The sequence below is a fragment of the Streptomyces sp. HNM0574 genome, assembly GCF_012726235.1.
In the GTDB taxonomy this organism is placed as follows: domain Bacteria; phylum Actinomycetota; class Actinomycetes; order Streptomycetales; family Streptomycetaceae; genus Streptomyces.
In genome coordinates this window covers 85,565-98,334 of sequence record NZ_JAASAH010000020.1, presented here as the reverse complement: position 1 = coordinate 98,334, position 12,770 = coordinate 85,565, and the positions used below count along the sequence as shown (strand labels likewise).

The following is a 12,770-nucleotide window of genomic DNA, read 5'->3' as shown; positions in this document are numbered from 1 at the left end:
CCAAGGAGAAGAACGCGATCATGGTGAGCGAAGCACCCGTCGGCCAGAACTCGGACCTCTCCTGGCTGCTGACCGGACTCGTCCAGCGCGTGCCGCACTCGCACAGTGCCCTTCTGCTGTCCTCGGACGGACTGGTGAAGGCCGTGCACGGCCTCGACCCCGACACCGCCGACCACATGGCGGCGCTCGCCTCCGGCCTCTACTCGCTGGCCCGCAGCGCCGGGGTGCGGCTGGGGGACGGGGGCGAGGTGCGGCAGGTCGTCGTCGAGCTGGACTCCTCGCTGCTGTTCGTCTCGACCGCGGGCCAGGGCGCCTGCCTCGCGGTCGCCGCGAGCCGGGAGGCGGACGCGGCGGTGCTGGGCTACGAGATGGCGATGCTGGTCAAGAGCGTCCGCTCCTCGCTGGCCACGCCCGCGCGGCAGCCGGCGGGGCGCTGAGGCCACGGATGGGAGACGACCAGCGGGGCGCTCCGTGGCTCGACGGTGACGCGGGCCGGCTGGTCCGCCCGTACACGGTCAGCGACGGACGGACCCGCCCCTCGGCCCAGTTCGACCTGATGACGCTGGTGATGGCCACCGAGAGCCGTCCCCAGAGCTATCTGGGCCCGGATCACACGCATGTGCTGGACCTGTGCGGCGGACCCGTCTCGGTGGCGGAGATCGCCGCGCAGATCGGGCAGCCCGTCGTCGTCACCAAGGTGCTGCTGTCCGACCTGGTGGACTGCGGCGCCGTCACCACGCGGGAACCGACCCGGGTGCCCCTGGGCCCGAACCCGACCGACCGAGAACTGCTGGAGGCGGTGCTGGATGGGCTCCGTAAACGACTCTGAGGCGAAAGGCGTCGCCGATCCCTTCCCGACCGCGCTGAAGATCCTGGTCGCGGGCGGGTTCGGGGTCGGCAAGACCACGCTGGTCGGCGCCGTGAGCGAGATCGAGCCGCTGAGTACGGAGGAGGTGCTGACCCAGGTCAGCGCGGCGACGGACAGTCTGGAGGGCGTCGAGCAGAAGACGTCCACGACGGTCGCCATGGATTTCGGGCGGATCACGCTCGGCGTGGACCATGTGCTCTATCTCTTCGGAACGCCGGGCCAGGAGCGTTTCTGGTTCATGTGGGACGAGTTGTCGGAGGGGGCACTCGGCGCGGTCGTGCTGGCCGACACCAGAAGGCTCGAACAGTGCTTCGCCGCCGTCGATTTCTTCGAGCGGCGAGGAATCGGATTCGTCGTCGCGGTCAACGAATTCGACGACTCGCACCGTTACGGGACGGAGGAGGTGCGCGCTGCGATCGATCTCGATCCGATGGTGCCCGTGGTCCGGTGCGACGCGCGCCGTCAGGATTCGGCCACGGCCGTTCTGGTCGCCCTCGTCCGCCACTTGATCGACGCGCGCCGTGCGGCGGCCCGGACGGTCGACGCGCTCTGACCCGCCTCCGGCGGCGCAGCGCGTACGGCACGACCGGCGGTGTGCGAAAGCGTTGATTGGCGTGTCGTTCTGTGGTGTCTTCTGGGGTATGAACGCTGAGTCGTTGGCACGACGGAGTTTTCTGGCGGTGAGCGGCGGCGCCCTCGCGGGCTGGGCCGCCTTCAGCTCACAGAAGGCGGCCTTCGCCGCCACCGGGGCGAACACGGAGTGGGATGCCGACCCGCGCACCTTCGCGGTCAACCGGGAGCCCGCGCGTACGGCCCTCGTCCCGCACCGTGACGCGGAAGCGGCGCTGCGCGGCGCGCCCCGCGCCGAGTCCCCCTACTACCTGTCCCTGAACGGCGATTGGCGCTTCCGCTGGTCCGAGAACCCGGACAAGCGGCCGACGGGCTTCCACGAGCCCGGCTACGACGACAGCGGCTGGGACCGCATCCCGGTGCCGGCCAACTGGGAGCTGCACGGCTACCGCGAGCCGATCTACCTCAACGTCGACTACCCCTGGACCGGCTACGAGAAGCCGGCGCCGCCGCACGTCCCGAAGTCCTTCAACCCGGTCGGCTCCTACCGCCGCACCTTCGAGGTGCCGGACGGCTGGGACGGGCGCAGCACCCTGCTCTCCTTCCAGGGTGTGAAGTCCGCCTTCTTCGTCTGGGTCAACGGCCGGAAGGCCGGATACAGCGAAGACAGCTTCACCCCGGCCGAGTTCGACATCGGGCCGCTGCTGCGCGCGGGCACCAACACCCTCGCCGTCGAGGTGTTCCGCTGGTCCGACGGCAGCTGGCTGGAGGACCAGGACATGATCGACGTGTCCGGGATCTTCCGCGAGGTGTACCTCTACTCCGTGCCCCGCGTGCACCTGGACGACGTCGAGGTCCGCACCGCCTTCGACGGCGCCGACGCCCGCCTCACCCTCGCCACCCGGCTGCGCAACCGCACGGGCGAGGCCGCGGGCGCGTACACCGTCACCGCCGAGCTGTACGACGCCGACGGCGAACGCGTCGCCACCGAGGGCCGGTTGAGCGGCGCCGTCCGCCCGCCCGCGCACGGGACGGCCGAGCTGGAACTGGCCGCCACGGTGCGCGCGCCGGACCGGTGGTCGGCCGAGCAGCCGGCCCTCTACACCCTCGTCCTCACCAGCGAGGGACCCGGCGGGAGGAGCGCCGCGCGCGAGGTGCAGCGCGTCCGGTTCGGCTTCCGGGAGATCACCTTCGGCCCGGGCCGGCTGGAGATCAACGGCAGGCCGCTCGTCCTGTGCGGCGCCAACCGGCACGAGTTCGACCCGGACCACGGGCAGGCCGTGCCCGAGGAGACGATGCTGCGCGACGTGCGGCTGATGAAACGCTTCAACATCAACGCCGTCCGCACCTCGCACTACCCCAACTCCCCGCGCTGGCTGGAACTCTGCGACGAGTACGGCCTGTACGTCGTCGACGAGGCCAACCTGGAGACGCACGGCGTCCGCGATGTCCTCCCCGGCTCCCTCCCCGAGTGGACCGACGCCTGCGTCGACCGGATGCGCAGCATGGTCGAACGCGACAAGAACCACCCCAGCGTCCTCATCTGGTCGCTCGGCAACGAGGCCGGAAAGGGCGGCACCTTCCGCGCCATGGCCGACTGGACGCACCAGCGGGACCCGTCCCGCCCGGTGCACTACGAGGGCATGAACGAGGTCGCCGACGTCGAGTCCCGGATGTACGCCCGGCCGGCCGAGGTCGAGGAGTACGGGAAGTCCGGCGACGAGAAGCCGTTCCTGCTGTGCGAGTACGCGCACGCGATGGGCAACAGCGTCGGCAACCTGCGCGAGTACTGGGACCTGTTCGAGCGGTACCCGAACCTGCACGGCGGCTTTATCTGGGACTTCGTCGACCAGAGCATCCGGTTGCCCGTCCCCGGCGACCCCTCCCGCACCTACCTCTCCTACGGCGGCGACTGGAAGCAGGGCTACCCCACCGACGGCAACTTCTCCTGCAACGGCATCGTCACCGCCGACCGCCGTCCCGAGCCGGAGATCTGGGAGGTCAAGCACGTCTACCAGCGGATGACCTTCGCGCCCGCCGAGGGCGGCGGCCCGGCCCGGGTCGCCGTCACCAACAAGCAGCTGTTCACCGGGCTCGGCGCGTACGAGCTGCGCTGGGAACTCACCCGCGACGGCACCCGCGTGCAGCACGGTACGACACCGGCGCCCGAGGCCGGGCCCGGCGAGACCGTCACCGTGGACCTCCTCGCGCGGCGCCCCGCCGAGCCGGAACCCGGGGCCGAGTACTGGCTGAACCTGGCGCTCGTGCTCCGCGAGGACACCCGCTGGGCCGAGGCCGGGCACGAGGTCGCCACCGGGCAGGTGCGCGCGGCCGAGTGGGAGCGGCCCGCGCCCGCCGAGCGGGACGCGAAGGCGCCGCCGCCCGTCGAGTTCGAGGAGACCGCACGCGAAGTCACCGTCACCGGACGGGACTTCGCCCTCACCCTCGACAAGCGCACCGGCACCCTCTCCGCCTTCCGGCACGGCGGGACCGCGCTCCTCACCACCGGGCCCGAGCCGAACTTCTGGCGCGGACCGCTGGACAACGACCTCGGGCGCGGCTTCGAGAAGAAGTCCGCCACCTGGAAGGAAGCGGGCGCCCGGCGCACCGTCGAGGAGGTGACCGTCACCCCCGAGGGCCCCTCCGCCGTCGCCGTCCGCGTCGTCTGCGCCCTCCCGACCGAGCCCGCCGCCTCCACCTGGACCACCGTCTTCACCGTGCGCGGCGACGGGGAGGTGCGGGTACGGCACACCCTGGAGCCCGGCAAGGGGCTGCCCGACATCCCCGTCGTCGGCGCCCTGGTCACCCTGCCCGCCGGGCGGGAGACCTTCGAGTGGTTCGGCCGCGGCCCGCACGAGAACTACGCGGACCGCAGGACGGGCGCGCTCGTCGGCCGCTACCGCAGCACCGTTACCGAGCAGTTCCACCCGTACGTCCGGCCCCAGCAGTGCGGGAACGTCACCGGCACCCGCTGGGCGACGCTCACCGGCAAGGACGGCGCCGGGCTGCGCGTGCGCGCGGACGGGGAGCTGCTGGAACTCAGCGCCCTGCACTACGCGCCGTCCGATCTCGACGGCCCGAAGCACCCGCACGAGCTGACGCCGCGTCGGGAGACCGTCCTCGGAGTGAACCACCGGCAGACCGGGGTCGGCGGCAACGACTCCTGGGGAGCGCCTCCGCTGGAGGAATACCTCCTTCACGCGGACCGTACCTACAGCTACGGTTACCGCTTGCGGGCGGTCTGACCGGCCGCGCTCCGGGTACGGGCACGACGGCGTGATCCGGCGCCGTCCGAAGCGTGCGGACGGCATCGGACGGCGACGGAATCGGACAGATGGGAGCACCGTGGGCGTTCGGCAGGACTTCACGACAGCGGCGGACGGCACCGAGGTGGCCACGTTCACCTGGCTGCCCGACGACGCGGAGGGCGCGGGCGCCGTCCCGCGCGGCCTCGTGCAGATCGCCCACGGTGCCGCCGAACACGCCGCGCGCTACGGCAGGTTCGCCCGCTTCCTCAACCGGTACGGGTACGCGGTGGTCGCCTCCGACCACCGCGGCCACGGCCGCACCGCCCCGCACACCGGCGGCCTGGGCGCCGTCGGCGAGGAGGGCTGGCGCAGCACCGTCGAGGACCTGCGCACGGTCGGCGCCCGGGTGCGGGAGGAGCTGCCGCCCGGCACCCCGTACCTCTTCCTCGGGCACAGCATGGGCGCGCAGCTCGCCCGCGACGTCGCCCAGGAGTTCGGCGGCGAGCTGTCCGGGCTGATCCTCAGCGGCACCTTCCGCTCACTGCCCGGCTGCGAGGCCGAGAGCTGGATCCAGCGGCTGGAGAAGGACATCGCGAAGGGCGGCAGAAACGCCCCCTCCACCTTCGTGCCCGAACTCTTCGGCGCCTTCAACAACCCCTACGCCCACCGCACCGGGTACGAATGGCTCTCCCGGGACGAGGACGAGGTCGACGCCTACGTCGCCGACGAGGCCTGCGGCTTCCCCTTCAGCGCGGGCCTCGCCCTGGACTGGGTACGCGGCAGCCGCAAGGTCAACGACCCCGAGCAGCTCGACCGCATCCCGCGCGACCTGCCGGTGCACCTCGCCGTCGGCGACGAGGACCCCTGCAACCAGGGGATGACCCTGGTCTACGAACTCCTGGAGGACTTCCGCTACCTGGGCCTGCGCGACCTCGGCTGGCGCGCGTACTCCGGGGCGCGGCACGAGATCCTCAACGAGACCAACCGGGAGGAGGTCCACACGGACCTCCTCCAGTGGCTGAACGACCGCGTCTGACCGGCAGGTTGGCCGGGGCGGCGGTCACCGCCCCGGCGCCGCCGTCACAGCGGGGCGGGAACCCAGTCGCGGACGAACTCCCGCGCCGAGGCCGGACGCGCGTAGTGCCAGCCCTGCGCCGTGTCGCAGCCCAGCTCCCGCAACTGCGCCGCCTGGTGCTCCGTCTCCACGCCCTCGACGGTGACGTTCAGCCCCAGCGCGTGCGCCAGCGAGACGATGCCGCCGACGAAGGTCACGTCCGCCGGGTCGGCCGGGTGCCGCTGGAGGCCCTGGGTGAAGGAGCGGTCGAGCTTCAGCGTCGTCGCGGGCAGCCGCCGCAGGTTGGCGAGGTTCGAGTAGCCGGTGCCGAAGTCGTCCAGGGCGATGTCCACGCCCATCTCGGCGAGTTGGCGCAGCGGCTTCAGCTCGTCCTCGTCCGCTCCTATCAGCGCGCTCTCGGTGACCTCCAGACACAGGGTGCCCGGCGGGACGCCCGCGGCCTCCAGCACGGCGATCGTGTCCGGGACCAGATCGGGGTTGTGCAGCTGGCGCGGCGAGAGGTTGACGTTGACCCGCATCGGGTGCCCGTCCCGCGCCGCGCCCCCGGCGCCCTGCTCGTTCCACATCACGGCCTGGCGGACGGCCTGTTCCAGCACCCAGCGGCCCAACGGCACGATCAGACCGGTGTGTTCGGCCAGCGGGATGAAACGGTCCGGGCCGAGCCTGCCGTGCACCGGGTGCTCCCAGCGCACCAGCGCCTCGGCCCCGGCGACGGTGCCGTCGTCCATCCGGATCAGCGGCTGGTACTCCAGGAAGAACTCGCTCCGCTCCAGCGCGGCCGGCAGGTGGTTGGTGAGGCTGTGCCGGTCTATGGCCTGCGCGTCCGAGTCCGGGTCGGCCAGCTCGTAGCGGTTCCCGCCGGAGTCCTTCGCCCGGTACATCGTGATGTCCGCGCTGCGCATCACGTCCTCGGGCCGCAGCTCGCCGCTCTCGCCCTCGACGATGCCGATGCTGGCCCGCACCGACAGGTCCCGCCCGTCCAGCGCGATCGGGGTGGCCAGCGCGGCCAGCGCCTGCCGGGCCAGCTCCGTCACGTCGTCCGGGCCCGGGTCGGTGATCAGCGCGGCGAACTCGTCCCCGCCGATGCGGGCGACGAGATGGCCGGGGCCGGTCGCGCAGGACTGGAGCCGCTCGGCGACCGAGACCAGCAACTGGTCGCCCACGGCGTGCCCCAGGCTGTCGTTGACCGCCTTGAAACCGTCTATGTCCAGGTAGCACAGCCCGAAGCGGCGCACCCCGCTGTTCGAGGAGAGGATGCGCTCCAGCCGCTCCGCGAAGAGCGTGCGGTTGGGCAGCCCGGTCAGCTCGTCGTGCGTCGCCTCATACCGCAGGCGGAGGTGGAGGAGGCGGCGCTCGGTGACGTCCTCCATCAGGGCCAGCTGGTACCGCGGTTCGCCCTCCGCGTCCCGCAGCAGCGAGACCGTGAGGTTGGTCCACAGCACCGTGCCGTCGGGCCGCTGGTACGGCTTCTCCACCCGGAAGTGCTCGCGTTCCCCGCGGACGAGCTGACGGTGCATCCGCGCGGCCTCGGGGGCCTCGTCCGGATGCAGCCACTCGCTCATGTTCCGCCGCCGCATGTCCTCCTCGGTACGGCCGAACATCCGCGCCATCGCGCCGTTGGCGTCCATGATGCGGCCGTTCATGTCGGCGATGCCGATGCCGAGCGTCGCGTCCTTGAACACCGCGCGGAACCGCGTCTCGCTCGCGTGCAGCGCCTCCTCGACGGCCGTCTGCGCGGCCAACGCGGCCCGGGACAGGGCCTCTTGCTCCGCGAGCGTCCGCTCCCGCAGCGAGCGCGAGAAGCCCGCCGCGATCGCGTGCTGGAGCCGGGAGCAGCGCGCCCGCGCCTCGTCCGTCGCCAGTGCGGGCCGGGGCAGCTCGGCCCGGGCGCCGCCCTCGTCGGCGGTGCCGTACAGCACCAGGTACGACTCGACGACGCCGAGGATGTGCGGCAGCGCGTCCGGGCTGGTGCAGTGCCCCGCGACGAGGGCCTCGCCCACCCGCTGCCCGACGAGCGGGGAGAAGGGCTGCGCGAACAGGGCCTCGCGGAGCTTGCGCGCCAGCGGGTAGAGGTACTCCTCGAACTCGGCGCGGGTCATGGAGGTCTGCGTCGCCGGGTAGACCGCGCGGCTCCAGATCGTCGCGAACCGACGGAGGCCGTCGTCCTCGAGCCCGTCGGGCTCGTTCACCGTGGTACTCACCCGGTACTACCCACCTTGACCGTCGTCTTCGCCGTGTCCGGACCTTCGGGGCCGTCCGCTTCCCCGCCCTCGGCCGGCTTGCGGCCCACGCCCGCGAGCCCGCTGAGCAGCGCCGGTTCCTCCTGCCCCGGTGGCCCGTCGGGCCGCCAGTGGGGGAGGGGTACCAGGCCGGGCGCCACGGGCTCGAACTCCCCGAAGAATCCGGCGATTTCCTTCCGGCGACGGATCGTCAGCGGGGCGCTGGCCCGCCGGTAGACGTCCCGTACCCCGGCCGTTCCGTAGCCCTCGCCCTCGGTGGCGTGCGTGATCGCCAGGAGACTGCCGGGGGCAAGTGCCGAACCGAGGTCGGCCACCGACTTCTCCGGACCGTCCTTGTCCTCGACGAAGTGCAGCAGCGCGAGCAGCATCAGTGCCACGGGCTTGTCGAAATCCAGCAACTGGCGGGTCTCCGGGCTGTGCAGGATGTCCTGCGGGGAACGGAAATCGGCCGAAACGATACCCGCCCGCTCGTTGCCCTCCAGCACCGCGCGGCTGTGCGCCACCGCCACCGGGTCGTGGTCCACGTACACCACGCGCGCGGTGGGTTCGAGGCGCTGCGCGACCTCGTGCACATTGCCGAAGGAGGGAATGCCGGAGCCGATGTCGAGGAACTGCGTGACGCCTTCCGAGAGCGCGAAGCCGATGGCCCGGCGCATGAACGCGCGGTTCGCCTGCATGATCTTCGGCAGCGCGGGCTGCGCCGCGACCGCCTGCCGTCCGGCCTCCCGGTCGACCTCGAAGTTGTGCGACCCGCCCAGGTAGTAGTCGTACATACGCGACACGCTCGGCACGTTCAGGTCGATGCCCTGCGGGGCCCAGGCGGGACGTTCCATCGATGGGGTCTCCAGGTCGTATCAAGCTCCGGCGGCTTCCCGTCGGAAGATGAGGCTACTGACCTTGACACGGCCGTTGGAAGAAAACGAGAAGTCCGCGGCCGGATCCTGTCATCCCCATAAGGGAGTTTCCGGGCAAAGCGCCCCGGTGCTCACCAGCCGTGTACGCGTGGGTACTTGACGACGGGCGAACCAGGAAGGTTCCCGGGAACCTCTTCGGCGGGCGGGGTGGACGGCACTCCACCCCTGTGTTGTTTAATTGCGAGGCATTTGCAATAACGTTTGATTTTCACCGGGAGTGTGAAACGGATGACCGCCCGTACGATGCGGACTGCCGCCGTTGCAGGCGCGGTGTCGGCGCTGCTGGCCGGCGCGACGGCCTGCTCGGCACCCAGTGGCGGCGAGGGTGCGGGCGGCGGGGAGGACTCCCTGACCGTCGGAGTCGCCCAGGAGCCGGAAACCCTCAGCCCGATGCTCGGGTACGGCAAGGAGGGCAACTCGAAGATATTCGACGGGCTGCTCACCCACGACGCCGAGATGAATCTGAAGCCCGCGCTCGCCACGAAGCTTCCCGAGGTCGCCGACAACGGCAAGAAGTACACGTTCCAGCTGCGGGACGGGGTGAAGTTCAGCGACGGCACACCGTTCACCGCGAAGGACGTCGTCTTCACCTACGAGACCATCCTCGACAAGAAGACCAACAACCCCTCGAAGGGTGAACTCGACGCTCTCGAAAGCGTGAAGGCCGAGGGCGACGACACCGTCGTCTTCACCCTCAAGTACCCCTACGCACCCTTCGCCGAGCGCACCGTGCTGCCCATCGCCTCCGAGAAGGCGGCGAGCGGCCAGGACGTCAACTCCGGTGCGTACAACACCAAGCCGGTCGGTACGGGCCCGTACATCCTCACCGGCTGGCGCAAGGGCGAGAAGCTCAGCTTCAAGGCCAACCCGCACTACTGGGGCGGCGCCCCCGAGGTGAAGAAGTTCACCGTCGCCGTCATCGAGGACGACGACGTGCGCGCCACCCGGCTGCGCTCCGGCGACCTCGACGGCGCCATCCTGCCGCCGAACCTCGCCAAGACCTTCAAGGACGACTCCGGCAAGCGCACGCTGGAGGCCACCACCGCCGACTACCGCGCCGTGACCCTGCCCAGCGGCAACAAGGTCACCGGCGACAAGGCCGTCCGCCGCGCGCTCGACCTCGCCGTCGACCGCGAGGCCATGGTCAAGTCCATCCTCAACGGCGCCGGCCGGCCCGCCTACGGCCCGGTCTCCACCGACAGCGAGTGGTTCGCCAAGGGCACCGAGCGGAAGCGCGACCTGGACGAGGCCAAGAAGATCCTGGACGACGCCGGCTGGAAGCCCGGCAGCGACGGCATCCGCGAAAAGGACGGCGAGCGCGCCGAGTTCACCCTCTGGTACTTCTCCGGCGACAAGCTCCGCCAGGACCACGCCCTCGCCTACGCCTCGGACGCCAAGAAGGCCGGCATCGACGTCAAGGTGCAGGCCGGCAGCCGCGAGGTGATCCAGCCCCGCCTCGACAAGGACGCGATGCTCGCCGGGAACGGCTTCCCCGCCGACCCGGACTTCGACCTGTACCCGGCGCTGCACTCCTCGCAGTCCGGTGAGGGCTGGAACAACATGGCCCAGTACGACAACAAGGCCGTGGACGAGGCCCTCGACGAGGGCCGCCGCACCCGCGACGAGGACGAGCGCCGCACGGCGTACGACACCGTGCAGAAGGAGCTCGCCAAGGACCCGGGCTACACCTTCCTCACGCACATCGACCACGTCTACGTGATCAACGACGGCTGGCAGAAGCTCACCACCCAGGTCGAGCCGCACGACCACGGCATCGGCGCCGGGCCCTGGTGGAACGTCGAGGACTGGCAGCGCAAGAAGTGACATCGCAGCACGCCCCCGGGCGCGGGCCGGCCACCGCGCCGGACCCCGCGCCCGGGCGCCCGTCCGCGCCCGGGGTGCGCCGGCCCCTGGCGCTGCCCGCCGCCCGCCTCGCCGGGCGGCGGCTGCTCGCCTCCGTGCCCGTCCTGCTGGCCGTCACCCTCGGGGTGTTCGCGCTCGCCGCCGCGTCCCCGTTCGACCCGGTGCAGCAGTACGCGGGCACGGCCGGGCTCAACGCCTCGCAGGAGACGCTCGACCAGCTGCGCCACAACCTCGGCGCCGACGACCCGTTCCCCGTCCGCTGGTGGCGCTGGCTCACCGCCGCGCTCGGCGGCGACCTCGGCGACTCCACCGCGCTGCGCCAGCCCGTCGCGCAGGTCATCGGTGAACGCCTCGGCTGGTCCGTGCTGTTGTGCGCCGCCGGGTTCGCGCTCGCCGTCCTGCTCGGCACCGCGCTCGGCGTCGCCGCCGCCCGCCGCAGGGGCGGCCTCCTCGACCGCTGCGTCACCTCGGCCGCGTACACCCTGGAGGCCGCGCCCCCGTTCTGGATCGGCCTGCTCGCCGTCTGGCTGTTCGCGCTCAAGCTCGGCGTGCTGCCCGCGGGCGGCCTCACCGGCACCGACAGCGAGGTCGTCACCGCCGGAGCCCTGGCCACCCACCTGATCCTCCCGGCGAGCGTGCTCGCGCTCACCCAGCTCCCCTGGTTCCTGCTGTACGTGCGCCAGGGCGTCGGCGACGCGCTCGACGAGGACCCGGTACGCGGGGCCCGCGCCCGCGGCCTGCGCGAGCGCACCGTCCTGCTCGGGCACGCGCTGCGCTCAGGGCTGCTGCCGGTGCTCACCCTCGTCGGCTCCCGGGTGCCCGAACTCATCACCGGCGTGCTGCTCATCGAGACCGTCTTCAGCTGGCCCGGCATCGCCTCCGCCACCGTCGAGGCCGCCACCGCCGCCGACTTCTCGCTGCTCGCGGCACTGACGGCGCTCGCCACCGTCGCCGTGCTCCTGGGCAACCTGCTCTCCGACCTGCTGTACGGGCTGGCGGACCCGCGCGTCGCACTGGAGGAGCTGTGACCCCGACGAACCCGCCGCACACCACCGTCGCCGAGCGGCCCCGCGCCGAGCAGCCGGAGCAGGACCGTGCCCCGGACGGCGCCGAGCGGCTCCGCCGCGTGCGCGGGGCAGCCCGGGGTACCCGCTCCTACCGGGCGCTGCGGACGCGGACCTCGGTGGCGCTGGTCGCCCTGACGGTGCTCACCGTGCTGCTCGTCCCGCCGCTCATCCCGCTCGACGAGCAGGCCGTCGACCTCGCGGCGAAGCTCCAACCCCCGTCCGGGGCGCACCTGTTCGGCACCGACGACAACGGCCGGGACGTGCTGCTGCGCAGCATCTACGGGCTGCGCGTCTCGCTGCTCGTCGGCGTGGTGGCCGCGCTGGTGGCGAGCGTCATCGGCACCGCCGTCGGCGCCGCAGCGGGCGCGGCCGGCGGCCGTACGGACCGGCTGGTGATGCGCGTCGTGGACGTCTTCTCCTCGGTGCCGCACCTGCTGCTCGGGATCTTCATCGTCGCCATGTTCCGCCCCGGCGTCTGGCCCGTGGTGATCTCCGTGGGCCTGACCCACTGGCTGTCCACGGCGCGGATCGTGCGGGCCGAGGTGCTCTCGCTGCGCTCGCGCCCGTACATCGACGCGGCCGTCTCCGGCGGTGCCTCGCGGCGCCGGGTGCTCACGCGGCACCTGCTGCCCGGGGTGCTGCCGCAGGCCGGGCTCGCGGCCGTGCTGATGGTGCCGCACGCGATCTGGCACGAGACCGCGCTGTCCTTCCTCGGCCTCGGCCTGCCCACCCACCGGGCCAGCCTCGGCAACATGATCCAGGACGCGCGCGGCACGCTCCTCGCCGGTGACTGGTGGCCCACGCTCTTCCCCGGCCTGTTCATCATCGTCCCGACTCTCGCCGTCGCCGGGCTCGCGGGCGTCTGGCGCGAGCGCATCAACCCGCGCCGCCGATCGGAGCTGACCCTGTGACCCCCACCGGAACG

At 71.9% G+C, this 12,770-nt stretch carries 10 protein-coding genes; 8 read left to right on the top strand and 2 right to left on the bottom strand.

Translation table 11 applies throughout. The features are described 5' to 3' along the window. Positions 1 to 20: 20 nt before the first annotated feature. From HCC30_RS25820 to HCC30_RS25800, 5 genes are all read left to right on the top strand, one after another. Complete coding sequence (locus tag HCC30_RS25820) at positions 21 to 437, top strand: roadblock/LC7 domain-containing protein (RefSeq protein ID WP_169445191.1); 417 nt, start codon at positions 21 to 23, stop codon at positions 435 to 437. Positions 438 to 445: 8 nt separating this feature from the next. Next, positions 446 to 829, top strand: coding sequence for a DUF742 domain-containing protein (locus tag HCC30_RS25815; protein WP_169445190.1), 384 nt, complete (start codon positions 446 to 448; stop codon positions 827 to 829). Next, positions 807 to 1,421: an ATP/GTP-binding protein gene (locus HCC30_RS25810; protein ID WP_169445189.1), complete on the top strand. Its 615-nt coding sequence runs from the start codon at positions 807 to 809 to the stop codon at positions 1,419 to 1,421. Before HCC30_RS25815 ends, HCC30_RS25810 begins: the two co-directional genes overlap by 23 nt. An 88-nt stretch (positions 1,422 to 1,509) precedes the next feature. Then, positions 1,510 to 4,683 carry a glycoside hydrolase family 2 TIM barrel-domain containing protein gene (locus HCC30_RS25805; RefSeq protein WP_169445188.1) on the top strand — a complete coding sequence of 1,058 codons (3,174 nt, stop codon included), beginning with the start codon at positions 1,510 to 1,512 and terminating at the stop codon, positions 4,681 to 4,683. Between the two features lie 100 nt (positions 4,684 to 4,783). Then, entirely contained in the window at positions 4,784 to 5,722 is a 939-nt protein-coding gene (locus tag HCC30_RS25800) for an alpha/beta fold hydrolase (protein ID WP_169445187.1), read from the top strand. Between the two features lie 44 nt (positions 5,723 to 5,766). Here the strand turns inward: HCC30_RS25800 and HCC30_RS25795 are convergent, their stop codons facing one another. Beyond that, entirely contained in the window at positions 5,767 to 7,962 is a 2,196-nt protein-coding gene (locus tag HCC30_RS25795; protein WP_169445186.1) for an EAL domain-containing protein, read from the bottom strand. Further along, positions 7,959 to 8,834 (bottom strand): SAM-dependent methyltransferase, encoded by an 876-nt coding sequence (locus HCC30_RS25790; protein WP_169445185.1) that lies wholly within the window; start codon positions 8,832 to 8,834, stop codon positions 7,959 to 7,961. The genes HCC30_RS25795 and HCC30_RS25790 overlap by 4 nt, the downstream gene beginning before the upstream one ends. 309 nt (positions 8,835 to 9,143) lie before the next feature. Between HCC30_RS25790 and HCC30_RS25785 the strand changes: the two genes are divergently transcribed. The 3 genes from HCC30_RS25785 (at position 9,144) to HCC30_RS25775 (ending at position 12,756) form a co-directional block, all read left to right on the top strand. After that, a complete protein-coding gene (locus HCC30_RS25785) occupies positions 9,144 to 10,739 on the top strand; it encodes an ABC transporter substrate-binding protein (protein ID WP_169445184.1) in 1,596 nt (531 codons plus the stop codon). A 74-nt stretch (positions 10,740 to 10,813) separates the two neighbouring features. Next, positions 10,814 to 11,806, top strand: coding sequence for an ABC transporter permease (locus HCC30_RS25780; RefSeq protein WP_169445213.1), 993 nt, complete (start codon positions 10,814 to 10,816; stop codon positions 11,804 to 11,806). Positions 11,807 to 11,943: 137 nt separating this feature from the next. Further along, positions 11,944 to 12,756, top strand: a complete 813-nt coding sequence (locus tag HCC30_RS25775) for an ABC transporter permease (protein ID WP_206324332.1) — start codon at positions 11,944 to 11,946, stop codon at positions 12,754 to 12,756. Positions 12,757 to 12,770 lie beyond the last annotated feature (14 nt).

Excerpts from the sequence above, each read along its gene's own strand:
- HCC30_RS25820 (WP_169445191.1), top strand. The coding sequence starts at position 21 with ATGGTGAGCGAAGCACCCGTCGGCCAGAACTCGGACCTCTCCTGGCTG.
- HCC30_RS25815 (WP_169445190.1), top strand. The coding sequence starts at position 446 with ATGGGAGACGACCAGCGGGGCGCTCCGTGGCTCGACGGTGACGCGGGC.
- HCC30_RS25810 (WP_169445189.1), top strand. The coding sequence starts at position 807 with ATGGGCTCCGTAAACGACTCTGAGGCGAAAGGCGTCGCCGATCCCTTC.
- HCC30_RS25805 (WP_169445188.1), top strand. The coding sequence starts at position 1,510 with ATGAACGCTGAGTCGTTGGCACGACGGAGTTTTCTGGCGGTGAGCGGC.
- HCC30_RS25790 (WP_169445185.1), bottom strand. The coding sequence starts at position 8,834 with ATGGAACGTCCCGCCTGGGCCCCGCAGGGCATCGACCTGAACGTGCCG.
- HCC30_RS25785 (WP_169445184.1), top strand. The coding sequence starts at position 9,144 with ATGACCGCCCGTACGATGCGGACTGCCGCCGTTGCAGGCGCGGTGTCG.